At 71.2% G+C, this 22,784-nt stretch carries 19 protein-coding genes; 10 read left to right on the top strand and 9 right to left on the bottom strand.

Translation table 11 applies throughout. The features are described 5' to 3' along the window. Position 1: 1 nt before the first annotated feature. Entirely contained in the window at positions 2–901 is a 900-nt protein-coding gene (locus E0H26_RS18830; RefSeq protein WP_131305311.1) for a tryptophan 2,3-dioxygenase, read from the bottom strand. A 147-nt stretch (positions 902–1,048) separates the two neighbouring features. On the opposite strand from E0H26_RS18830, the gene E0H26_RS18825 reads away from it, so the two are divergent. The 3 genes from E0H26_RS18825 (at position 1,049) to E0H26_RS18815 (ending at position 3,108) form a co-directional block, all read left to right on the top strand. Continuing rightward, on the top strand, positions 1,049–1,531 hold the full coding sequence (locus E0H26_RS18825; RefSeq protein WP_131305309.1) for an Lrp/AsnC family transcriptional regulator: 483 nt from the start codon (positions 1,049–1,051) through the stop codon (positions 1,529–1,531). 196 nt (positions 1,532–1,727) lie between these two features. Continuing rightward, the gene (locus tag E0H26_RS18820; protein ID WP_240742258.1) at positions 1,728–2,258 is read left to right on the top strand and encodes a hypothetical protein; all 531 of its coding nucleotides are present in this window, start codon (positions 1,728–1,730) and stop codon (positions 2,256–2,258) included. 13 nt (positions 2,259–2,271) lie between these two features. Further along, entirely contained in the window at positions 2,272–3,108 is an 837-nt protein-coding gene (locus E0H26_RS18815; protein ID WP_131305307.1) for a class F sortase, read from the top strand. Positions 3,109–3,142: 34 nt separating this feature from the next. On the opposite strand, the gene E0H26_RS18810 is transcribed toward E0H26_RS18815, so the two are convergent. Continuing rightward, positions 3,143–3,676, bottom strand: a complete 534-nt coding sequence (locus E0H26_RS18810; protein ID WP_131305305.1) for an HNH endonuclease — start codon at positions 3,674–3,676, stop codon at positions 3,143–3,145. A gap of 266 nt (positions 3,677–3,942) precedes the next feature. On the opposite strand from E0H26_RS18810, the gene E0H26_RS18805 reads away from it, so the two are divergent. The 3 genes from E0H26_RS18805 to E0H26_RS18795 all read left to right on the top strand — a co-directional run bounded on the left by E0H26_RS18805 (position 3,943) and on the right by E0H26_RS18795 (position 7,085). Beyond that, on the top strand, positions 3,943–4,989 hold the full coding sequence (locus E0H26_RS18805; protein WP_240742262.1) for a mechanosensitive ion channel family protein: 1,047 nt from the start codon (positions 3,943–3,945) through the stop codon (positions 4,987–4,989). A gap of 223 nt (positions 4,990–5,212) precedes the next feature. After that, the gene (locus E0H26_RS18800; RefSeq protein WP_131305301.1) at positions 5,213–6,568 is read left to right on the top strand and encodes an MFS transporter; all 1,356 of its coding nucleotides are present in this window, start codon (positions 5,213–5,215) and stop codon (positions 6,566–6,568) included. Between the two features lie 91 nt (positions 6,569–6,659). Beyond that, positions 6,660–7,085 carry a globin gene (locus E0H26_RS18795; protein ID WP_131305299.1) on the top strand — a complete coding sequence of 142 codons (426 nt, stop codon included), beginning with the start codon at positions 6,660–6,662 and terminating at the stop codon, positions 7,083–7,085. Positions 7,086–7,144: 59 nt separating this feature from the next. Here E0H26_RS18795 and E0H26_RS18790 read toward each other — a convergent pair whose 3' ends face one another. The 4 genes from E0H26_RS18790 to ettA all read right to left on the bottom strand — a co-directional run bounded on the left by E0H26_RS18790 (position 7,145) and on the right by ettA (position 10,713). Beyond that, positions 7,145–7,729 (bottom strand): type III secretion system chaperone family protein, encoded by a 585-nt coding sequence (locus E0H26_RS18790; protein ID WP_131305297.1) that lies wholly within the window; start codon positions 7,727–7,729, stop codon positions 7,145–7,147. 131 nt (positions 7,730–7,860) lie between these two features. Further along, positions 7,861–8,577 carry a DUF8185 domain-containing protein gene (locus tag E0H26_RS18785; protein WP_131305295.1) on the bottom strand — a complete coding sequence of 239 codons (717 nt, stop codon included), beginning with the start codon at positions 8,575–8,577 and terminating at the stop codon, positions 7,861–7,863. Then, positions 8,574–9,020, bottom strand: a complete 447-nt coding sequence (locus E0H26_RS18780; RefSeq protein WP_131305293.1) for an acyl-CoA thioesterase — start codon at positions 9,018–9,020, stop codon at positions 8,574–8,576. The genes E0H26_RS18785 and E0H26_RS18780 overlap by 4 nt, the downstream gene beginning before the upstream one ends. 16 nt (positions 9,021–9,036) lie before the next feature. Next, positions 9,037–10,713 (bottom strand): energy-dependent translational throttle protein EttA, encoded by a 1,677-nt coding sequence (ettA, locus tag E0H26_RS18775; RefSeq protein ID WP_131305291.1) that lies wholly within the window; start codon positions 10,711–10,713, stop codon positions 9,037–9,039. Positions 10,714–11,036: 323 nt separating this feature from the next. On the opposite strand from ettA, the gene E0H26_RS18770 reads away from it, so the two are divergent. The 3 genes from E0H26_RS18770 to E0H26_RS18760 all read left to right on the top strand — a co-directional run bounded on the left by E0H26_RS18770 (position 11,037) and on the right by E0H26_RS18760 (position 16,275). Next, complete coding sequence (locus E0H26_RS18770) at positions 11,037–12,437, top strand: alpha,alpha-trehalose-phosphate synthase (UDP-forming) (protein WP_131305289.1); 1,401 nt, start codon at positions 11,037–11,039, stop codon at positions 12,435–12,437. A gap of 41 nt (positions 12,438–12,478) precedes the next feature. Continuing rightward, positions 12,479–15,040 carry a trehalose-phosphatase gene (otsB, locus tag E0H26_RS18765; protein WP_131305355.1) on the top strand — a complete coding sequence of 854 codons (2,562 nt, stop codon included), beginning with the start codon at positions 12,479–12,481 and terminating at the stop codon, positions 15,038–15,040. 647 nt (positions 15,041–15,687) lie between these two features. Next, the gene (locus E0H26_RS18760; protein WP_131305287.1) at positions 15,688–16,275 is read left to right on the top strand and encodes a hypothetical protein; all 588 of its coding nucleotides are present in this window, start codon (positions 15,688–15,690) and stop codon (positions 16,273–16,275) included. A 761-nt stretch (positions 16,276–17,036) separates the two neighbouring features. Here E0H26_RS18760 and cobA read toward each other — a convergent pair. From cobA to cobC, 3 genes are read right to left on the bottom strand one after another with little or no spacing between them, the layout of a single operon-like run. Then, positions 17,037–18,278, bottom strand: coding sequence for a uroporphyrinogen-III C-methyltransferase (gene cobA, locus E0H26_RS18755; RefSeq protein WP_131305285.1), 1,242 nt, complete (start codon positions 18,276–18,278; stop codon positions 17,037–17,039). Continuing rightward, positions 18,275–19,375: a nicotinate-nucleotide--dimethylbenzimidazole phosphoribosyltransferase gene (cobT, locus tag E0H26_RS18750; protein WP_131305351.1), complete on the bottom strand. Its 1,101-nt coding sequence runs from the start codon at positions 19,373–19,375 to the stop codon at positions 18,275–18,277. Before cobT ends, cobA begins: the two co-directional genes overlap by 4 nt. Then, complete coding sequence (gene cobC, locus E0H26_RS18745; RefSeq protein ID WP_131305283.1) at positions 19,375–20,478, bottom strand: Rv2231c family histidinol phosphate aminotransferase CobC; 1,104 nt, start codon at positions 20,476–20,478, stop codon at positions 19,375–19,377. Before cobC ends, cobT begins: the two co-directional genes overlap by 1 nt. 121 nt (positions 20,479–20,599) lie before the next feature. Between cobC and E0H26_RS18740 the strand changes: the two genes are divergently transcribed. Beyond that, on the top strand, positions 20,600–22,732 hold the full coding sequence (locus E0H26_RS18740; protein ID WP_131305281.1) for a transglycosylase domain-containing protein: 2,133 nt from the start codon (positions 20,600–20,602) through the stop codon (positions 22,730–22,732). Positions 22,733–22,784 lie beyond the last annotated feature (52 nt).

The raw sequence follows: 22,784 nt of genomic DNA, 5'->3' as shown, positions 1-22,784 counted from the left end.
CTCACATCGCTGTCCGGGCCGACCACAGCTCGGGGAAGACCACCCGGGCCATGCTGCGCTGTAGCCAGGCCAGGCCGGCCGAACCACCACTGCCGACCTTGGCACCCATGGTGCGCTGCACCGCCTTGATGTGGTGGTGCCGCCAGTCGCCGAACTGCTCGGCCACCTCGGTCAACGCCTCGCCGAGCAGCCGCAGGTGGTTGTCCGGCCCGGGGTCGCCGTAGATCCGTACCCAGGCCGCCTCGACCGCCGGGTGCGGCTCGTGTTCGCTGGTCACGTCCCGGTCGAGCAGTTCGGCGGGGAGGTCGTGCCCGTGCCGGGCGAGCAGGGCGAGCACTTCGTCCCAGACGCTCGGGGTGGCCAGGGCCGCGGTCAGTTCGGCGTGCACCTCGGTCTGCCGGCGGAACGGCCGGATCAGCGCCGGGTCCCGCAGCCCGAGCCGGAACTCCAGGTGGCGGTACATTGCCGACTGGAAGCCGGAGCCCTCGCCGAGCAGGTTGCGGAAGCGGTTGAAGTCGGCCGGGGTCATCCAGCGCAGTCCCCGCCAGGCGGCGTTGAGGCCCTCCAGGTGCAGCGCGGCCCGGCGCAGCGGGGCCAGCGCATCCCAGATCCGGTCGTCGCGCAGCAGCCGGGACGTCTCGCGCAGCTCGTGGCAGGTCAGCCCGAAGTACAGCTCCATGATCTGGCTGACCATCAGGAAGGACATCTCGCCCGGATCGCTGCTCAGCGGCGTTTGCAGCCGGTGCAGCGTGCTGGCCTGCACATAGGCGTCGTACGGCACCCGCTCGGCGAACTCCAGCGTCGGCTCGCCGCCGTTACGGGCGGCTCGGGCCGCGCGCTGCCGGCCGGTGATCGGACGTACCGCCGTCCGGTTTCCCGGGCGCAGCTCGGTCTGCTCCATCCGTCCACTCCTTCCTGGCTGGCGATTGACTCATGATCTCTCGGCGTCAGCCCCGGATGGAATGCCTCTTCAACGGGGCTCGGCGGGGTTGACCTGCCGAACGTAAGGCGCTGGCCGCGTTCGCCCTGTCAGACGTAAGGTCGGCGGGTGGACGAGATGGATTGGGCCCTGCTCCGCGAGTTGCAGGCCGACGCACGGTTGTCGTTCAGCGAGCTCTCCCGCCGGGTGCACCTCTCCCCACCTGCGGTGGCCGAGCGGGTACGCCGGCTGGAGGAGACCGGGGTGATCACCGGCTACCACGCTCACGTCGACCTGACCCGGGCGGGCCGCACGGTGGTCGCGCTGATCCGGATGTCCTGCTATGGCCCCCGGTGCATCCTGCACGACCCGGAGATCGCCAACTGGCCGGAGATCCTGGAGATCCACCGGATCACCGGTGACGCGTGCAGTGTGCTGAAGGTCGCGGCCGGCTCGATCGGGGAGTTCGAGGGGGTGATCGACCGACTCGCCCCGTACGGCCAGCCGTCGAGCACGATGGTGCTCTCCACCCCGCTCGCCTGGCACCCGCTGACGCGGGTGAAGGAAGGGCCCCCTGTTAACGCCTCCGGTAGAGGAAGGGCCCCTTCTTAACACCCGCTCCTCGCACAGCGACCACGGCACGCACGGCGCGCGAGCACGGCGAGCACGGCGCGCGAGCACGGCGAGCACGGCGCGCGAGCACGGCGAGCGGCGCCAGGAGGCCGCGCCGGGTTAGCGGCGGGAGCAGGGGGAAAGCACCGCGGGTCGCCCCAGCAGGACCGGTGCACCGGTGCCGGGAGGGAGGATCATGCGGGGTCTGCGACCGTACGGAGGCGTACTCCACGCGCCTTCGACCATCGTCCGACTGCTCGGCGTATTCGCACTGATCGGGGCGTTCGTCCTGGTCGGCGCGGCACCCGCCCGAGCCGGCGAGAACACCTTCATCGAAGTGACGCCGAACAGCGTGCAGGCCGGATCCCGGGTGCACCTGCGGGCCAGTTGTGACAACGCCAACAACCGACAGGCCGAGGTCGACTCGGACGCGTTCAACCGGGTCTTCCTCCGGCCGGACAACGGCTTCCTCACCGGCGACGTCACGGTCCCCGGGGACAAGGCGGCCGGGGACTATCCGGTGCACCTGCGCTGCAACAACGGCCAGACGGCCAGCACCACGCTGACCGTACTGAACATGCAGCAGCCCACCAAGGGTCCGGCGACCGGTGGCGGTGGCACCGCCGGGCGGAGCACGGGCTCGACGCTGCTGCTCGGTGGCGCGTCGGTGGTGGCCGCAGCGGTGGTCTTCGGGCTGATCACCAGCCGACGCCGGACCAACTCCTGACCCAGCGGATGCCATGATCGGCCACCGCGTACCGGTGCCCGAGCCGCGTCCGGCCCCGCCTCGGACTGCCACCCGCCGGACCTCGCGTGTCTGGCGGAGGGTGACCGCCGCGGCGGGCCGGCTGGGCCGGATCACCGTACAGATGGGTTCGGCCAGCGTCGCCACGCCCGACCCGTCGGTCGCGCCGCTGCCGCCACGCCCGCGCCACGCCTGGTCGGCAGCGGCCCGACACGGCATCCGCGCCGGCCCTGGGCTGCCCGTGCTGGTGATCGGCACGCTGATGCTGCTGATCATCACGATGCTCGGGGTCGAGCGGATGACCGGGATCGGTCTGCTGCCGGACCGCTTCATCGCCGGGTTGGCGCCGCCACCGAAGAAGTTTCCGGTGCTGCCGGCGAGCCAACCGGTCGGCATCGAGATCAACAAGATCCGACTGGCCGCACCCGTGCACAACGTGGGCGTCGCCCCGGACGGCAGCATCGCCGCGCCCACCGCGGAACGCGCCCAGGAGGCCGGCTGGTACGACCAGGGCCCGACCCCGGGGCAGTACGGTCCCGCCGTCATCGTCGGCCACGTCGACACCAGCACCGGCCCGGCGGTCTTCCAGAACCTGCGGCAGCTGCGCGCCGGCGACCGGGTCGAGGTGGCCCGCTCGGACGGCTCGGTGGCGGTCTTCGAGGTCGACCGCGCTGGCCGGTACGACAAGGAGGCGCTGCCCGCCGACGAGGTCTTCGGCGACTTCACCCGCCCCCAGCTACGGCTGATCACCTGCGGTGGGCGTTGGGTGGGGGGTGAGACCGGCTACGCGGACAACGTGATCGTCTTCGCCTCGTTGGTGGAGGCTCGGTGATCTGGTCGCGGGTAGCCCGATCCGCTCCGGGCGGTCAGGCGGCTTCGGGTTCGCGGAGGTCGAGCCAGTCGGCCCAGCGGGGGTCGGGTGCCCGGTGGCCGAGGACCCGCCAGGCGATTCCCTTCGGCGCGGCGGGCAGCGAGTGCAGCCGCCAACCCAGCTCGGCCGGGGTCTTGTCGCCTTTGGTGTGGTTGCACCTGGCGCAGGCGGCGACCACGTTCTCCCAGGCGTGCGGACCGCCCCGGCTGCGCGGGAAGACGTGGTCGATCGTCTCGGCCGGACCCCGACAGTAGGCGCACCGCCAGCCGTCCCGGGCGAAGATCGCCCGACGGGACAAACCAACGTGGGTACGGTACGGCACCCGGACGAACCGGGTGAGCCGGACGACCGAGGGCACCGGCAGCGCGTTTCGGGCGCTGTGCAGGATGCCTTCGCCGTCGGCGACACAGACCGCCTTCGCGGAGAGCACGAGGATCGCGGCGCGACGCACCGACACGACACACAGCGGCTCATAGGTGGCGTTGAGGACCAGCGCGCCGGAGCCCACCGTGGGTCGTATGTCAGGCATCGCGTCACCCTCCCGGTCAAGCGGCTATCACACTCGCCACCGCCGACCGGTGCCGGCCACGGCCGTACACCACGTCGACGCCGGCCGGATCACCGACGTCCGTTGCGCCAATCGTCCCTGATCGGACCGGCGAATGCACGCACTAATCCTGGGTACCTGGCGAAGCTTTCGCGAGCGATCGGCGCCGGGCCGCCGCCGTCACCCGCCGGTGGGTCGGTCGCCGGGCGACCGGAGGGTTGCGGTACGAAAACAGGGTGACCGTCAGCATGCTCAGCCCCGCCCCTGCCACGCCCCCGCCAGGCCCGGAGGACACCCCCAGCCCGGAGTGCATCGAAGAGAGCCTGAGCCTCTGCGAGTGGGCGTACGACCTGACCGGTTCGGTGTGGTTCGCCGAGGGCAGCTACTGGATTCTGATCAAGCCGCTGCGGATCACCCTGATCCTGCTGCTGGCGATCGCCGCCCGGTGGCTGGTGCAACGCACGATCCGCCGGCTGGTGCGCACCACCACCGACGCGGGCGTGCCGACCATGCTCCGCCCGCTGCGCGAACGCATCCCGAGCGCGGCCACCGAGCCCGGCGAGTTCATTCCGGAGCGACGCCGGCAACGCGCCGAGGCGATCGGTTCGGTACTGCGCAGCCTGAGCACCGCGTTCGTCTTCGGTATCGCCGTACTGATGGTGCTCAAGGAGTTCAGTTTCGACCTGGCACCGCTGCTGGCCAGCGCCGGCATCGCCGGTGTGGCGCTCGGCTTCGGGGCGCAGAGCCTGGTCAAGGACCTGATCGCCGGGTTGTTCATGTTGATCGAGGACCAGTACGGGGTCGGCGACAACGTCGACCTCGGCGAGGCGAGCGGCGTGGTCGAGGCGGTCGGCCTACGGGTCACCACCGTCCGTGACGGGCGGGGGGTGCTCTGGTACATCCGCAACGGCGAGGTCGTCCGGGTGGGCAACAAGAGCCAGGGTTGGGCCCTGGTGGTGGTCGACCTGCCGATCGGCTTCGCCAGCACCGAGGAGGCCACGGCGGTGCTGCGTACCGCCGCCACCTCGGTCGCGGTGGATCCGGAGTTGGCGCCGTCGATCGTCGAGCCGCCCGAGGTGCTGGGTGTGGAGCAGATAACGGTGGACGGCACGGTGATCCGTACGGTGGCCAAGACCACCGCCGACGGGCAGTCCGCGGTGTCCCGCGAGTTGCGCCGCCGGCTCGCCGAGGCGCTGGAGAACTCGGGGATCACCGCCCGGATCGCGGCCGGTCGGGTCCTGCCGGGTGCGTACAACCGGGACGACAACGAGACCGGTCAGGGTGGCGCCACCTGAGCAGAACGGTGGGGGGTCGCGGCCGTGCAGCCCCTCGGGTATCGTCCGTTCGTTCAGTCGGAGATGCGACGATCCAACCGTTCGCCCTAGCCAGTTGTCAGACGATCGGGCAGAATCCGGTGCACGCGCTCCCCGAGCGTGGTCACGTCCTCGCTGATTCGTAGATCTGACGATGGTCTCGGGGCGGCCATCACGAGTGGCCTGCCACCGGACGATGGAGGCGATGGTGTCGGAGGAGCGGCCTCCTCCGGAAGGTCCGGCCACCTTCCGTGAGGTCTTCGCCCAGGGTGAGTACCGAGCCATCTTCCTGGCCAACACGTTGACCTGGATCGGCGACTACGTCGCCAAGGCAGCGGTCACTCTGCTCGTCTACCGGGAGACCGAATCCGTCGCGCTCTCGGCCGCTGCCTTCGCGGTGAGCTACCTGCCCTGGCTGATCGGCGGGCCACTGCTGGCCACGATCGCCGAACGGCACCGCTACCGCCAGGTCATGGTGGTCTGCGATCTCATCCGGATGGCGCTGATGCTGCTCATCGCCATCCCGGGGATGCCGGTGCCGGTGATCCTGGCCCTCCTGTTCGCCACCACCCTGGCGAACCCACCGAGCCAGGCGGCGCGATCCGCGCTGATGCCGCTGATCCTGCCCGGCGACCGACTCGTCGTCGGGCTCTCGATCAACGCCAGCGTCGGGCAGGCCGCCCAGGTGGTCGGTTACCTGCTCGGCGCCGCGGTGGCGACCGTCAACACCACCGCCGCGCTGCTGATGAACGCGGCTGCCTTCGCCGTCTCGGCGGTACTCGTCCGCTTCGGGACCCGTAACCGGGCGCCGGCGATGACCAGCGGGCACCGCAGTCATCTGCTTCGGGAGACCGCCGACGGGTTCCGGTTGGTCTTCCGTACCCCGGTACTGCGGGCGATCGCGGTACTCGTCTTCGGCGCCATGCTGTTCTCCATCGTCCCCGAAGGGCTGGCGGCGGCCTGGGCGAACGAGCGCGCCGACGCCGGGATGCACGCGGGCATGGCCCAGGCCCTGATCATGGCGTCCAACCCGGTGGGGTTCATTCTCGGCGGGCTGCTGATGGGGCGGGCGGTCGCGCCGGCCCGGCGGCTCGCCCTGCTACGTCCCCTGGCGGTGCTCGCGCCGCTGGTCCTGGTGCCCGCGCTGCTCGATCCGCCGCCAGCGGTGGTGGCGTTGCTCGCCGCCGCCTGCGGGTTCGCGGTCGCCGGCATCCTGCCGGTGGCGAACGGCCTCTTCATCCGGGCGCTGCCGCACGGCTTCCGGGCCCGGGCCTTCGGCGTGATGGCCACCGGCATCCAGGTCATCCAGGGTGCGGCGGTACTGACGACCGGCCTGCTCGCCGAGCGCTACCCGATCCCGCTGGTGGTGGGGCTGTGGAGCGCCGCCGGGGTGGTGCTGATGGCGATCGTCGCCCGACGCTGGCCCGACCCGCAGACGGTGGATGCCACCGTCCGAGCAGCCCAGTTGAGCCCTGCGGGTGCGGCCACGCCGCCGGCTCCGCCGGACGATCCGGGCCCGGGGAACATCGGTGGGGGCCGGCCGCGGCACGCGGTGACCTGAACCACCGGCCCCGGCACGCGGTGACCTGAACCACCGGGCCCGGCACGTCCCGGCCCGGTCACCGGTCGGCCGCGCCTGGCAGGATGGGAGCGTGAATCCCGCAGGTGAGTCCGAATCCCGCGGCGAGGCGGTGACGCTGTACGACGCCGTCGGCGGCGAGCCCACGTTCCGCAAGCTGGTCGACGAGTTCTACGCCGGCATCGCCACCGACCCGCTGCTGCGCCCGATGTATCCCGAGGATCTGGGGCCGGCCGCCGACCGGATGCGGCTGTTCCTCATGCAGTACTGGGGCGGCCCGAACACGTACTCCGCGCAACGGGGGCACCCCCGGCTGCGGATGCGGCACGCACCGTTCCGGATCGGCGGGGCCGAACGTGACGCCTGGCTGCGCCACATGCGCCGCGCGGTCGACAGCCTCGACCTGCCGGCGGCGACCGCCACCGAACTCTGGAACTACCTGGAGCGGGCGGCATACTTCATGGTGAACGCGATGGAGGACCCGGCCGTCTCGGGGTAGCCGCACGGACCACCCGACAGCCTCGGGGTCGGCCACGACCCGGTACACCGGGGCGCCCGTCAGAGCAGGGCGCCCTCGTCGTGCAACCAGTCGACGAAGCTCGTGGCGACGGCCGCTCCACAGTCCAGCAACTCGACCAGGAGCGCGTCGTGGGTACCCGCGGCGAGCGGCACCTGCAACTCGGCGTAGATCGGCAGCTGTCCCCGCTCGGTGGCGTCGCCCACGTACGCCTTGCAGAAGCGCCGGGTGTGGTTCCACTCGTTGACCACCCGGTAGGCCCGGTCGGCCCAGTCCGGCGGCACGGTCGCGTGCGGGCGGGCGCGGAGCACCAGGATCTCGTCCTCGGGGCCCTCCAGGGTGACCAGCACGGCGTGCCGCTCCCACATGGCCAGCAGGTTGCCGTCCCCGTCGGCGAGGTAGCGGACGTCGAGCAGGTCGAGCGCGTCGCAGATGCGGCGCAGGGTGACCGGTTCGACGGTCGCCGGCATGTCGGCGATCAACGGATGCTCCCCGCCCGGACAGTCGTCCCCGGGTTGGCGGGGCGTCGGCGGCCCGACTCGGACGGCGTCCTCCACCGTGACCCTGCTTCGAGTTCCCGGGTCGCCGCCACTGGCGGGACCGGGGCGCCATGACCACCACGGCATCGCTCGCGCACCTCACTCCCCAGCGGATCCAGTCGCCTACGGTGGGTTGGATCCGAGGATGGACGGTACCCGGACAGCCGGAACGAAGCATCCCCCCAACGCCAGCCCCAAACCAGAAGGTTGATAGGTAGTCATACTTTCGGCCGAGCAGCAAACGGCCGTACGACAAGATCCGTGGCCTTCTGCGACCAGACGGCTCCGTACGGTCCCACCAGCCCGACCCAACGACCAGCCGTCCGTACCCGCACCTCGTCGGTGCCCGACGAACCCTCCGGGGGACCGAGGAACCCCATCCTGACCAATCCCTGCACCATCCGCTGGGTCACCTCCACCGGACGGTCAGGCACGTCGTCCGGCGTGACCACCACCGCGACGTGGTCCAGCAGCGCGTCGCGCAGCGCCCGCTGCCCCACCGCCCGGCCGGCGACGCCGTGCGTCGCGGCCTCCCGCAGGGTGCCGGCGGCAGCGTCGGCGAGCCGGCGCAGCTCCCCGCCCGGCAGGATCTCCACCGGCCGGCTGGCCGTCGGCGGCAGCGGCCAGCGCCACTGGGCATCCCGCGCGGCGGGCAGCCGGGCCCGGCCCGCCGACAGCTCGGCGAGCAACTCTCCGGCCGTGACGGTGACGTCCCCGGCTCCCGGCCCGGCGACGGTACGCACGGCCAGCACCGCCCAGGGCAGCCGGGCCCAGAGGGCGGTACGCCCCGGCGCACCGGCCGGGCGCAGCCGCACCAGGGCGGCCGGCTCCAGCCGGACCAGCCGGGCCAGGAAGGCCCCGGCGTCGGCGATGCCCTCGATCCCGTGTCCCGGGGCGCCCGGATCCGGCTGGCCGGCAGCGTCGCCCGCGCTCATGCCGCGCCGCCGTCCGGGGCGTACCCGAGCAGGAACGAGCGCTCCTGGTCGCTGAGTCGCCGGGGCAGCTGCTGGGCCAGGTCGAACGGGACGAGGACCGAGCGCGCCCGACTCACCAGCAGCTCGCCGTCGTACATCTCGTAACCGATGGCGAAGGAGGCGGCGCGGACCTGCTCCACCCAGAGTTCGATCCGTACGGTGGGGGCCGCCTCGGCGGTGGCCCGGCCCAGGGCGTAGTCGACCGGGCGCAGGTAGTCGACCTCGTGCCGACGGATCACCACTCCGTCGGCGAACGAGTCGACGCCCTGTGCGCGGGCACCGACGAACATCAACGCCACCCGGGCCTCCTCGTACAGGGTGAGGAAGCGGGCGTTGTTGACGTGGCCGTACGCGTCCAGGTCGGACCACCGCAGGGTGCAGTGGTAGACAAACCGGTCAGCCACGACGATCGGCCGCCGATCAGTCGCGGGTCAGCTTGCGGTACGTCACCCGGTGCGGCCGGGCCGCTTCGGCGCCGAGCCGGTCGATCTTGTTCTTCTCGTACGCCTCGAAGTTGCCCTCGAACCAGAACCACTTGGCCGGGTCCTCGTCGTCGCCCTCCCAGGCCAGGATGTGCGTGGCGACCCGGTCCAGGAACATCCGGTCGTGGGAGATCACCACGGCGCAGCCGGGGAACTCCAGCAGCGCGTTCTCCAGGCTGGACAGGGTCTCCACGTCCAGGTCGTTGGTCGGCTCGTCGAGCAGGATCACGTTCCCGCCGATCTTGAGCGTGAGCGCCAGGTTGAGCCGGTTGCGCTCGCCGCCGGAGAGCACCTTGGTCGGCTTCTGCTGGTCGGGGCCCTTGAACCCGAACGCGGCGATGTACGCCCGCGACGGCATCTCGACCTTGCCGACCATGAGGTGGTCCAACCCGTCGGAGACGACCTCCCACACGGTCTTGTCGCCGTCCAGACCCTGCCGGTTCTGGTCGACGTAGGACAGCGAGACGGTCTCACCGACCCGGACCGAGCCGCTGGTCGGCTCCTCCAGCCCGACGATGGTCTTGAACAGGGTGGTCTTGCCGACCCCGTTGGGGCCGATGATGCCGACGATGCCGTTGCGCGGCAGCGAGAACGACAGGTTGTCGATCAGCACCCGGTCGCCGAAGCCCTTGGTCAGGTTGTGCGCCTCGATGACGGTGTTGCCCAGGCGCGGGCCCGGCGGGATCTGGATCTCCTCGAAGTCCAGCTTGCGGGTCTTCTCCGCCTCGGCGGCCATCTCGTCGTACCGGTCCAGGCGGGCCTTGGACTTGGTCTGCCGGGCCTTGGCGTTGGAGCGGACCCACTCCAGCTCCTCGGTCAGCCGCTTCTTCATCTTGGCGTCCCGGCGCCCCTCGACGGCCAGCCGGGCGGCCTTCTTCTCCAGGTAGGTGGAGTAGTTGCCCTCGTACGGGTAGGTCCGGCCCCGGTCCAGTTCGAGGATCCAGTTGGCCACGTTGTCCAGGAAGTACCGGTCGTGGGTGATGGCGACGACGGTGCCGGCGTACTTGGCCAGGTGCTGCTCCAGCCAGTGCACACTCTCCGCGTCCAGGTGGTTGGTGGGCTCGTCGAGCAGCAGCAGGTCGGGCGCCTCCAGCAGCAGCTTGCACAGCGCGACCCGGCGACGCTCACCACCGGAGAGCTGGGTGACGTCGGCGTCCGGCGGCGGGCAGCGCAGGGCGTCCATGGCCAGTTCGAGCTTGGAGTCGATGTCCCAGGCGTCGGCGTGGTCCAGCTCCTCCTGGAGCTTGCCCATCTCCTCCATCAACTCGTCGGAGTAGTCGGTGGCCATCTGCTCGGCGATCTTGTTGAACCGCTCCAGCTTGGCCTTGGTCTCCGCCACCGCCTCCTCGACGTTGCCGAGGACGGTCTTGGCGTCGTTGAGCGGCGGCTCCTGGGCCAGCATGCCGACGGTGAAGCCGGGCATCAGCCGGGCCTCGCCGTTGCTCGGCTGGTCCCAGCCTGCCATGATCTTGAGAAGGCTGGACTTACCAGCACCGTTCGGGCCGACCACACCGATCTTGGCCCCCGGCAGGAAGTTCAGCGTCACGTTGTCGAGCACGACCTTGTCGCCGTGCGCCTTGCGCGCCTTTTCCAGGACGTAGATGAACTGGGCCACGGTGCGGGCTACCTCCGTCGGTACTCGTTCGCTGATTTGCGTGGTGCGGGGCGCGGGGCGTTTCGTCACCCGCCGCCGCGACCGGGAGCCGGCCGCGCGCACGCCATCGTCAATCCTGACAGGTCCACCGGGCCATGCCCACATCGCCCCGCCCGCTGGCGGGGTTGCCCGGACGCCGGGCCGGCGACCTGTCAGCATGATCACGTGCGAGGTTCGGTCGGTCTGGGACGGGTACGTGACTCCGGCACTGAGCAACAGACGCCGCAGCTACGCTCAGTACGCTCATCGCGGTGGACCCGTCAGCAACCCGGAGGTGGCCGATCGTGACCGTCCGTAGCTCCTTTGTCGTTGTGGCGAACCGCCTACCGGTCGACGAGGTGAGCACACCCGAGGGACGGCAGTGGCGACGCAGCCCCGGCGGGCTGGTCACCGCCCTGCACCCCGTACTCGCCGAGCACCGGGGCACCTGGGTCGGCTGGGCCGGCGGCACCGGTGCCGCGCCCGAGCCGTTCGACCTGGAGGGCATCCGGCTGCACCCGGTGCCGTTGAGCGCCGAGGAACTGGAGCGCTACTACGAGGGCCAGTCCAACGCCACCATCTGGCCGCTCTACCACGACGCCGTCGAGACGCCCGCCTACAAGCGCCGCTGGCGTGAGGCGTACCGGCTGGTCAACGCCCGGTTCGCGGAGGCGGCGGCGGAGGTCGCGGCCGAGGGTGCCACGGTGTGGGTCCAGGACTACCAGCTCCAACTGGTGCCGGCGATGCTCCGCGAGCTGCGCCCCGACCTGCGGATCGGCTTCTTCCTGCACATCCCGTTCCCGCCGATCGAACTGTTCATGCAGATGCCGTTCCGCACCGAGATCCTGCGCGGACTGCTCGGCGCCGACCTGGTCGGGTTCCAGCAGCGGCTGGCCGCGCAGAACTTCGTCCGGCTGGCCCGCCACCTGCTCGGCCTGCGGTACGAGGGACAGATGATCCAGGTGGACGGCCGCCAGGTGAAGGCCGGCGCCTTCCCCATCTCGATCGACACCAAGGAGATGGAGCGGCTGGCCGCCGACCCGGCGATCCAGGCCCGGGCCAAGGAGATCCGCGAGGAGCTGGGCAACCCGCGCACCATCATCCTGGGCGTGGACCGCCTCGACTACACCAAGGGCATCGAGTTGCGACTCAAGGCCTTCCGCGAATTGCTGGCTGACGGAAAGTTGACAGTGCCCGACGCTGTTATGGTGCAGGTAGCCACGCCGAGCCGCGAACGCGTCGAGCACTACCAGGCACTTCGCGTCAAGGTCGAGCGCGAGGTCGGTCGGATTAATGGCGAATTCGGCCGGGTCGGCGTCCCGGCCGTGCATTATCTGCATCAGTCGTACAGTCGGACCGAACTGGCTGCGATGTACGCCGCCGCCGACGTGATGATGGTGACCCCGCTGCGAGACGGTATGAACCTGGTGGCCAAGGAGTACGTCGCGTCCCGGGCGGACCACGGGGGCGCACTCGTACTCAGTGAGTTCGCCGGCGCGGCCACCGAGCTGCGTCAGGCGTTCCTGTGCAACCCGCACGACCCCGACGCGGTCAAGGACGCTCTGCTACGGGCCGTGCATGTGGAGAAGCCGGAGGCTCGTCGCCGTATGCGGACAATGCAACGCCATTTGCGCACCCATGACGTGGGGCACTGGGCAAAGTCCTTCCTCACCGAACTCGGTGTGCCCGACATGGAGGCGGCGTGAGCGCCACCTCCAACGAGATCATCGTGCCCACGGCGGGCAGCATGGACCCGGAGCTGCGGTCCGCCATCGGGCGCATCGCCCGGGTGCCCCAGCTGCTGGTCGCCTGCGACTACGACGGCACCCTGGCGCCGATCGTGGAAGACCCCAGCAAGGCCGTACCCCTGCCGGAGTCGGTCGCCGCGGTGCGCGCCCTGGCCGCGCTGCCGCAGACCACCGTGGCGGTGGTCTCCGGCCGGGCGCTGCGTGACCTGGCCGCGCTCTCCCGGCTGCCCAGCGAGGTCCACCTGGTCGGCAGCCACGGCTCCGAGTTCGACATCGGCTTCGTCGAGCGACTCTCCCCCGAGCTGATCGCGGTGCGGACCCGACTGCGCGACGCGCTGCGCGAGATCGCCACGAGCCATCCGGGCGTACGCCTCGAACGCAAGCCGGCGAGTGTCGCCGTACACACCCGTGGGGTCGATCCCGAGATCGCCGCCGCGGCCATCGAGGCGGTCCGCAGCGGCCCCGCCACCTGGCCGGACGTCACCGTCACCCAGGGCAAGGAAGTCATCGAGCTGTCCGTGGTGGCCACCCACAAGGGCACCGCGGTCGACCAGCTGCGCACCCAGCTCTCGGCCAGCGCGGTGCTGTTCATCGGCGACGACGTCACCGACGAGAACGCCTTCGGCAACCTGCACGGCCCGGACCTCGGCATCAAGATCGGCCCCGGTGAGACCCGGGCCGACTACCGGGTGGCCGAGCCGATCGAGGCGGCCCGGGCGCTCGGGCTACTGCTGGAGACCCGCCGACACTGGCTGTTCGGCGAGCGCGCGGTGCCGATCGAACGGCACTCGATGCTGGCCAACGGGCGTACGGTCGCACTGCTCACGCCCGACGCCAAGGTGACCTGGCTGTGCAACCCCAAGCCCGACTCGGCGGCGATCTTCGCCGACCTGGTCGGCGGCAGCCCGGCCGGGCACTTCAGCGTCGCCCCGGAACGCGGTGGCATTCCGCTGGGGCAGCGCTACCGCTCGGGCACCATGACGGTGGAGACCCGCTGGTCGGGGCTGACGGTCACCGACTGGCTCGACAAGCCCGACCCGAAGACCACCCCCGACGGCCCGGCGATCATCTCCGGCGACTCCACCCTGATCCGGGTGCTCACCGGCACCGGTCGGGCCCGGCTGGAGTTCGCCCCCCGGCCGGAGTTCGCGCAGGTCGCCGTGCAGCTCCAGCCGCTCGCCGACGGTCTGCTGGTGCTCGGCTCCAACGAGCCGGTCGCGCTCTACTCCCCCGGCGTGCAGTGGGAGGTCGGCAACGACGGCGGCTACGAGAGCGCCAAGGCGGTGGTGGACCTGGCCGCGCTCGGCGGGCAGGTGGTGCTGGAGCTGCGCTTCGGCACGCACAGCCTGGAACACCACCGGCTGCCCATCCACGAGCGGCAGGCCGCAGCCGAACGCCCCTGGAAGGACTGGGTGGCCTCGCTGCGGCTGCCGACCACCGCCCGGGACCTGGTCGCCCGCAGCGCGTTGACGCTGCGCGGACTCTGCCACGAGGCGACCGGTTCGATCCTCGCCGCGGCGACCACCTCGCTTCCCGAGGAACTCGGCGGCGTCCGCAACTGGGACTACCGCTACTGCTGGCTGCGCGACGCCGCGATGACCGCTCGCGCCCTGGTCGACCTCGGTTCGATCACCGAGGCCGAGGCGTTCCTACGCTGGGTCGACGGGTGCGTCGAACGCACCGGCGGGCACCCCGAACGGCTGCACCCGCTCTACACGGTGGACGGCTACGAACTGGGTGCCGAAGCGGTCATCGACACCCTGCCCGGGTACGCCGGTTCCCGCCCGGTACGGGTCGGCAACCTCGCCAACCACCAACTCCAGTTGGACGTCTTCGGCCCGATCGCCGACCTGATCGCGGCCACCGCCGACGTACGCGGCTCGGTGCGCGCCGAGGAATGGCGGGTGCTGGAGAACATGGTCGAGGCGGTCCGTCGCCGCTGGCACGAACCCGACCACGGCATCTGGGAAGCCCGCCTGCCACCCCGGCACCACATCTTCTCCAAGGTGATGTGCTGGATGACCGTCGATCGCGCGCTGCACGTGGTCCGTCAGCACGGCGGCGAGGACCGCCCCGAGTGGGTGGAACTGCGCGACCGGATCGGCGCCAACGTGCTGGAGTACGGCTGGCACGAGCACGCCGAGGCGTACAGCGTCGCGTACGGCGACGAGGACATGGACGCCTCCTCGCTCTGGATCGGCCTGTCCGGCCTGCTGCCCGGGGACGACCCGCGCTTCCTGTCCACCGTGCTGAAGATCGAGGCGGATCTGCGCAGCGGCCCGGTCGTCTACCGCTACCACTGGGACGACGGCCTGCCCGGCCGGGAGGGCGGCTTCCACATCTGCACGTCCTGGCTGATCGAGGCGTACCTGCGCACCGGCCGGCGTACCGATGCCGAGGAACTCTTCCTCCAGATGGTCGACACGGCCGGTCCGACCGGCCTGCTGCCCGAGCAGTACGACCCGCTGGCCGAGCGCGGCCTGGGCAACCACCCGCAGGCGTACAGCCACCTCGGCGTGATCCGGTGCGCGCTGCTGCTGGACAACATGCTCAAGCAGTAGCCACCACACCCACCCACGCAACTCGGGCGGCCGGAGACAGTTGTCTCCGGCCGCCGCCGATATCGCTCCTTCCGGACAAGCGGCCTTTGTCCCCCAGACATACCCATCGGTACGACATGGCGCCTTCGACCCAGATGGGGATTGCAAGGACGAACGAGCCCATGGCGGCCAGCCCGGCCGAGCGGGGCCGGGCCGAGCTGGGCCGGGCTGGGTCGAGCCGAGCCGGGCCGAGCTGGGCTGGGCCGAGCCGGGCTGGGCTGGGCTGGGCTGGGGCACTGGGCCTGGCCCGGATAGACCGGACATATCATCGGCGAAGGGTGGCTTCCCGCGCGGCTTGTCCCCTGACCCACCAGATGTCCGGTTCCGAGGTGCCGGTTGGCCGCCCAGCGATGGAATCCGCTCCGGGGTCGGGGCGTTATACCCTCCGACCGACCAAGCAAGAGCCCCCAGGGCCCGGGCCACGATCGCCCGCCCCGGGAATGACCTGGCCCGGCCGGTCGTTACACATGGTCCCGGCGCCGCGAGGCCCCCCGCCCCGTGAGCTGGCCGGACTTCTTTCCCCTTGTCTTTTTAGCGCCTGACGGCGTTTGCGTTGCTTGCCGTCCCCTTGTGGCGGGTGGCGTCTACCCCCGAATGGAGCTTTGATCATGACTTCGATGCTGCGTAAGACTGTTCTGGGTATCGCTGGTGTCGCGTTCGCCGGTGGCGTGTTCGCCGGCCCGGTCGCCGCCCACGCCGACGTGACCCCGGTGGCCGGTACCACCGCTGTGGCGGTGCAGGCCGACAAGCCCGACACGAGCAAGCTGATTCCGCATGGTGTGCAGGGCGCCCAGTCCCGTATCGACCTCGACGGTGAGCAGGTCGCGAGTGTGAAGGCGATCATCGCGGCGACGAAGAAGGCCGGTATGGACGAGCGTGCCGCCGTGGTCGCGATCGCCACCTCCCTGCAGGAGTCGAAGCTGGAGAACCTCGGCCACCTCGGTGACCGCAACGACCACGACTCGCAGGGCCTGTTCCAGCAGCGCCCCTCCAGCGGTTGGGGCACGGTCGAGCAGATCACCGACCCCGAGTACTCCACCACCGCGTTCCTCAAGGGCCTCAAGCAGGTCGACGGCTGGCAGGACATGCCGCTGACCGAGGCCGCCCAGACCGTGCAGGTGTCGGCGTACCCCGACCACTACGCCCAGTGGGAGCAGCAGGCCGCCGACCTGGTCACCCAGCACTGGAACAGCTGACCCGCACAAACTTTCCTCTACAAGGGGGAGTAAGAAGCGATTGGCCGGCACCCGAACCCGGGTGCCGGCCAACGCCGTCTCCACCCAGCACCCCAGCCTGCCCTGGCTCGGCTCCGCCTAGGTTCTGTCTCGCGGATCTTGGTACGAAACGACCCCCACGGGGACCGTTCCATACCAAGATCCGCGGCTAGGACCGGGAGGCCGACCAGCGATGTTGGACCGCGCCGCCGACGAGCAACGCAGCCAGGTCGAACGCGGCCTCAACGGCGCAAGCACCGACGCGACCAAGCGGCCAGGTACGACATGCCCAGTACCCACTTCCACACCTCGCTCGACTCGCCGAACTTCGATCGGCCGACCCGCCGTCCCCGTCTCTGCACCTGCCCGACGTGCAGGCCCCCACACAAGATCCGCGAGACGGAACCTAGTCCAGCCCTGCGCGGCCACGCTCTGCCCTGCGCCGCCCTGCCTGCACTGCCTTGCGCCTCACGCGGCCCTGCGCCTTACGCGGCCCTGCGCCTTACGCGGCTCCGTGCGATCCCGAGCCGGGGCGTTAATAGGGGCCCCTTCCTCTACCTCAGGCGTTAATAAGGTGCCCTTCCTTGCATCACCCCCCACCGATCACCGCACCGTCTCGGCGAAGGTGAACCAGGTCGGGCTGAGGGCGACCGTGCCCGGCGTAGGGATCAAGCCTGACCGCCCGAAGCCGGGCACGGTCACCCCCAGCCCTCCACCGCAACGAAACGAAGAGCGACGAAGGCTCAGCCCGAGCCGAGCACCCCCACCACATCCCCCACCACGACAACCGCCGGTGGACGCAATCCCGCAGCCGCCACGTCTACGGCCACCGCGCCGAGCGTCGACCGGATGGTCCGCTGCGCACCGGTGGTCGCCTCTTGGACGACAGCCGCCGGGGTGTCCGCCGGCCGGCCGTGTTCCAGCAGGGTGGCGGTGATCGCCGGGAGGTTCTTCAGCCCCATCAGGATCACCAGTGTGCCGCGCAGCGCGGCCAGCGCCTCCCAGCGTACGAGGGACGCCGGGGAGTCGGGCGCGACGTGCCCGGAGACCACGGTGAACTCGTGGGCCACCGAACGATGGGTGACGGGGATCCCGGCTGCTGCGGGGGCGGCGATGGAGCTGGTCACGCCGGGCACCACGGTCACCGGTACGCCCGCTGCCGCGCAGGCCAGCAGTTCCTCGCCGCCGCGGCCGAAGACGTACGGGTCACCGCCTTTGAGGCGGACCACGGCGGCACCGGCCAACGCCCGGTCGACCAGGATCCGGTTGATCTCCTCCTGGGCGCGGGCCGGGCCGTACGGGATCTTCGAGGCGTCCACCAGTTCCACGCCGGTGCGCAGTTCGTCCAGGAGCAGACCGGGCACCAGACGGTCGGCGACCACCACGTCGGCCTCGGTGAGCAGCCGCCATCCCCGGACCGTGATCAGCTCCGGGTCGCCCGGGCCGGCACCCACCAGGGCGACTCGGCCGGGCTTAGCCGTCGAGGTGTTAACAGGGGTCCCCTGCTCTACCGAATCCGTTAACAGGGGGCCCTTCCTTGCATGCAGGAGGGTGCGGATGGCGTCGCGGACGGTCATTGCGCGGCGGGGGTCGCCACCGCCGAGGACCGCCACGGTGACCGGGCCGTGTCGGGTCACCGCCGGAGTCCAGGCGGTCGCCGCCTCCCGGTCGTCGGCGCGTACGCAGAAGATGCGGCGCGCGGCGGCTTCGGCGCTGACGGTGGCTGCGGCGTCCGGGTCGTCGATCGCGACGTGCACGAGCCAGGCGCCGTCCAGGTCGTCGGGGCTGAACCGGCGCGGAACCCAGCGCAGCCGGCCGGCGTCGGCGTGGGCCCGCAGCGCCGGGGTGATCTCTGGGGACACCAGCAGCAGGTCGGCGCCCGCGTCGAGCAGCGCCGGCACGCGCCGGGTGGCGACGGCTCCCCCGCCCACCACGACGACCCGGCGGCCGGCCAGCCGGAGCCCGAGAGGGTACGGACTGGTCACTTCTCGGCCACCCCGGCCGAGTCGAAGGTGGCCACCTCGTGCAGCACCCGGACGGCGCCGGTGACCACGGGCAGGGCGAGCAACGCGCCGGTGCCTTCGCCGAGCCGCAGGCCGAGGTCGATCAGCGGGGTGAGGCCGAGTCGCCGCAGCGCGACGGTGGCGCCCGGTTCGGCGGAGCGGTGCCCGGCGACCATCGCGCCGACCGCGTCCGGGGCGAAGGCCACGGCGGCCAGCGCGGCGGAGACCGCGATCACCCCGTCGAGCAGCACCGGTACGCGACGCGCGGCGGCGCCGAGGATCAGCCCGGTCAGTGCCGCGTGCTCCAGCCCGCCCACAGCGGCCAGCACCCCCAGCGGATCCGTCGGGTCGGGGGTGTGCCGGCGCAGTGCCGCCCCCACCACCTCGATCTTGTGCTGGTAGGTCGGGTCGTCGACGCCGGTACCCCGGCCGGTCGCCTCGGCGGCGTCGGCCCCGGTGAACGCGGCGATCAGCGCGGCGGCCGGGGTGGTGTTGGCGATCCCCATGTCGCCGGTGACCAGGATCGCCGCCCCGGCGTCGATCAGTTCCCCGGCGATCCGGATGCCGACCTCGACGGCGGCCCGCGCCTCGTCGCGGGTCAACGCGGCGGTGACGGTCATGTCCCGGGTGCCCCGCCGAACGGTGGCGCTGACCAGCCGGGGCACATCGTCGCGGTCCGAGCCCGCCGAACCGGCTGGGCCGCTCGGGTCGGGTGCGGTGTCCAGCGGGTTGGCCACGCCGACGTCGATCACGGTGACCGTGGCGCCGGCCTGCCGGGCGAACGCGTTGACCACGGCGCCGCCGGCCAGGAAGTTGCCGACCATCTGGGCGGTGACCTCCTGCGGCCAGGGGGTCACCCGCTGGGCGTGCACGCCGTGGTCACCGGCGAAGATGGCCACGGCGGCCGGGTCGGGCAGCGGCGGCGGACAGCTGCGGGCCAGGCCGGCGAGGCGTACGGAGAGTTCCTCCAGGGTGCCGAGCGAGCCGGCCGGTTTGGTCAACCGGGCCTGCAACTGCCGCGCCGCGGTCATCGCCGGCTCGTCGAGCGGGCCGATCGCCGCGATCGTGGTCTCCAGCATCATGCCTCCAGGATCTCCGCCAGTACCTCGGTGAACGCGTCGGTGCAGGCCCGGTCTCGGACCGCGATTCGCAGCCAGTCCGGGCCGAGCCCGGGAAAGGTGTCCCCTCGGCGTACCGCCCAGCCGCGCTCGCGCAGTTCGGCGCGGATCCGCTCGGCACCCGGCCGGTGGATCAGGACGAACGCGCTGGCCGGGCGTCCGGCGACGCGTACCCCGGGTAGGGCCGACAGGCGGGTGACCAGGTGTTCGCGGTCGGCGGTGAGCTGCGCGGCGATGGCGCGCTCGGCCCGGACCGCCGTGGGAGCGGCGCATGCGGTCGCGGCGGCCAGGGCCGGCGTGGAGACCGCCCAGAGGGGCTGCACTGCCGCCAACCGTTGCAGGAGCGCCGCCTCGCCGAGCAGGTAGCCGATCCGCAGTCCGGCCAGCCCCCAGGTCTTGGTGAGGCTGCGCACGACGAGCAGTCCGGGCAGGTCCCGGCGGGCCGCGAGGGACTCGGGCTCACCGGGCCGGCCGGGCGCGGCGGTGGTGTCGGCGAACGCCTCGTCGATCACCAGCACGCGACCCGGCCGGGCCAGCGCGGCCAGGTCGGCGGCGGGATGCAGCACCGACGTGGGGTTGGTCGGGTTGCCGATCATGACCAGGTCGGCGTCGGCGGGGATCCGCTCCGGGTGCAGTCGGAAGCCGTCCGCCGGGTCGAGCAGTACCCGCCGCACCTGGTGCCCGGCCGCCCGCAGCGCGGCCTCCGGCTCGGTGAACTGCGGGTGGACCACCACCGGCCGGTGGATGCCGCGCAGCGCCTGGGCGAGCAGCACGAACCCTTCGGCGGCACCGGCGGTCAGCAGCACCTCGGCCGGTGGCCGGCCGTGCCGGGCGGCGACGGCGGCCCGCGCCGGCCCTGGGTCCGGGTACGCCGCCAGGTCGGCCAGCGACGCCGTGATCGGTTCGGCCAGCCAGCTCGGCATCGGGGCACGCCGTACGTTGACGGCGAGGTCGACCAGCCCCACACCCACCTCCGCGTCACCGTGATGGGTGAGATCCGGCTCGGCCGGGGTGCCGGCCGGCGGGTGCCACCGGTGCGTCGCCGGGGTCAGCGGAGCATGCATGACCGCGATCCTGCCGGGAAGCCGGCACGGTGGACAGCAACCCGCAGGGTGGGCCGCATCACCACCGATCACTTCATGAGTATTTCTCATGGATGATTCGGAAATGTCATAACTTAATGGTGTGAGCAACCGACCCCTTGCCGCCGCTGGTCGTCTCGTTCCTCTCCTTCGCGCCGGACTGATCGCCGGCATCGTCGTCGCCGCCGTGGCGTACCCCGTGGTCGCCCTGACCGGCGTCGGCGCCAAGGCCACCGCGCACGCCGTGGAGAGCAAGACCCGGCTGCTGACCACCGCCCTGCCCGCCGAGACCTCCTACCTCTACGCGCCCGACGGCAAGACCGTGCTGACCATGTTCTTCGAGGAGTACCGGCAGTACACCAAGCTGTCGGACATCTCGCCGCACATGCAGCAGGCGATCGTGTCCGCCGAGGACAACCGCTTCTACCAGCACCACGGCGTCGACCCGAAGGGCGTCGCCCGCGCCTTCGTGGCCAACGCCCGCTCCAGCGGCGTCTCCCAGGGCGCCTCCACCCTGACCATGCAGTACGTCCGGATGGCCCTACGGGACAGCGCCGTCACCCCGAAGGAGGTGCAGGAGGCCACCGCGCAGACCCCGATCCGCAAGGTCAAGGAGATGCGCATGTCGGTCGACCTGGAGAAGGAGCTGAGCAAGGAGGAGATCCTGGAGCGCTACCTGAACTCGGCGTACTTCGGGCACCGGGCGTACGGCATCTACGCCGCCAGCGAGATCTTCTTCTCCAAGACCCCGAAGGAACTCACCCCGGTCGAGGCGGCCACCCTCGCCGGGCTGGTGAAATCTCCCTCCCAGTACGACCCGGCCAGCTCCGACCAGAAGGAGGCCACCGCACGGCGCAACTACGTGCTGGACAACATGGCCCGGCTCGGCTATCTGTCACCGGACTCGGTCCAGGCGGCGAAGACCGAGCCGATCCGGCTCCGGCTGACCTATCCGTCGAACGACTGCGCCTCGGTGCCGGAGAAGTGGAACAGCTGGGGCTTCCTCTGCGACTACCTGAAGAACTGGTGGAGCGCCCAGCCGGCCTTCGGGGACAACCGCCTGGAACGGCTGGACAAGCTGCGGCGGGGCGGCTACCGGATCGTGCTCAGCATGGATCCGAAGATCCAGGCGGCGGCCGAGGAGAACGTCGGCACCAAGGGGAACACCGGCAGTCCGTTCGCCAACGGCATCGTGGTCGCCGAACCGGGCACCGGACGGGTGAAGGCGATGGCGGTGAACCGGACGTACTCGCTACAGGTGGACGAGAACCCGCTCAGCTCCAACCCGGAGGCCGGACCCAACGTACGGGCCAACTACCCGAACACGGTGGCGCCGCTGATGGGCGGTGGTGACCTGCCGGGCTACCAGGCTGGCTCGACGTTCAAGATGTTCCCGATGCTGGCCGCGCTGGACGCCGGCATGACCCTGAACACGACGTTCAACGCACCGCACCGGTACCAGTCGCAGATCTACGACGGTTGGGCACCGACCAACGCCAGCGGCGCGATGAGCGGCACCCAGACCATGTGGTCCGGCTTCGGCAAGTCGGTGAACACCTACTTCGTGTGGCTGGAGGAACAGGTCGGGGCGGAGCGGGCCGTCCGGCTCGCCGAGCAGTTGGGGCTGCGCTGGCGTACCGACGTGGACCGGGACCACGCCTCACCGGCCAAGGCCAACAAGTGGGGCGCGTTCACCCTGGGCGTCTCCGACGCCACCCCGCTGGAGATGGCGAACGCGTACGCCGCCGTCGCCGCCGACGGCCGCTACTGCGAGGCGATTCCGGTCTCCGCGATCTACAACCGGGACGGGACGCCGGCGACCTTCAAGACCGCCGGGGGCATCGAGCGGGAGGTCGCCAAGCCACGCTGCCGCCAGGTGGTCAACGCCGACGCCGCTCGGGCCGCCACCGACGCCGCCCGCTGCCCGACCGGTGACAACCCGGCCAAGGGCGGCTGCGGCGGCTGGTCGACGGCGGACAGTGTGCGGGGCACGGTGGGTCGACCGGTGGCCGGCAAGACCGGTACCACGGACAGCACCCGGTCGGCCTGGTTCGTCGGCTACACCCCGGAACTGGCGGCGGCCAGCTTCATCTCCGACCCGGACAACCCGTTCAACGCGGTCGGCGACGGCCAGTCGCAGATCCCGATCGCGGCGGTCGCGAACACCCTGCGCGACGCCCTCAAGGGCAAACCCGTGCGGGACTTCGTCCCACCATCGGACCGGATAGTCGGCTGACGCCCGCCGCGCCGACGGGTACGACCTGGTGGTGGGTGCCGACGCGTCGGTG

Source organism: Micromonospora zingiberis (genome assembly GCF_004331455.1).
GTDB lineage: Bacteria > Actinomycetota > Actinomycetes > Mycobacteriales > Micromonosporaceae > Micromonospora > Micromonospora zingiberis.
Note: the sequence above shows the minus strand (reverse complement) of the source record. Positions and strands in the feature narration are given on the sequence as shown.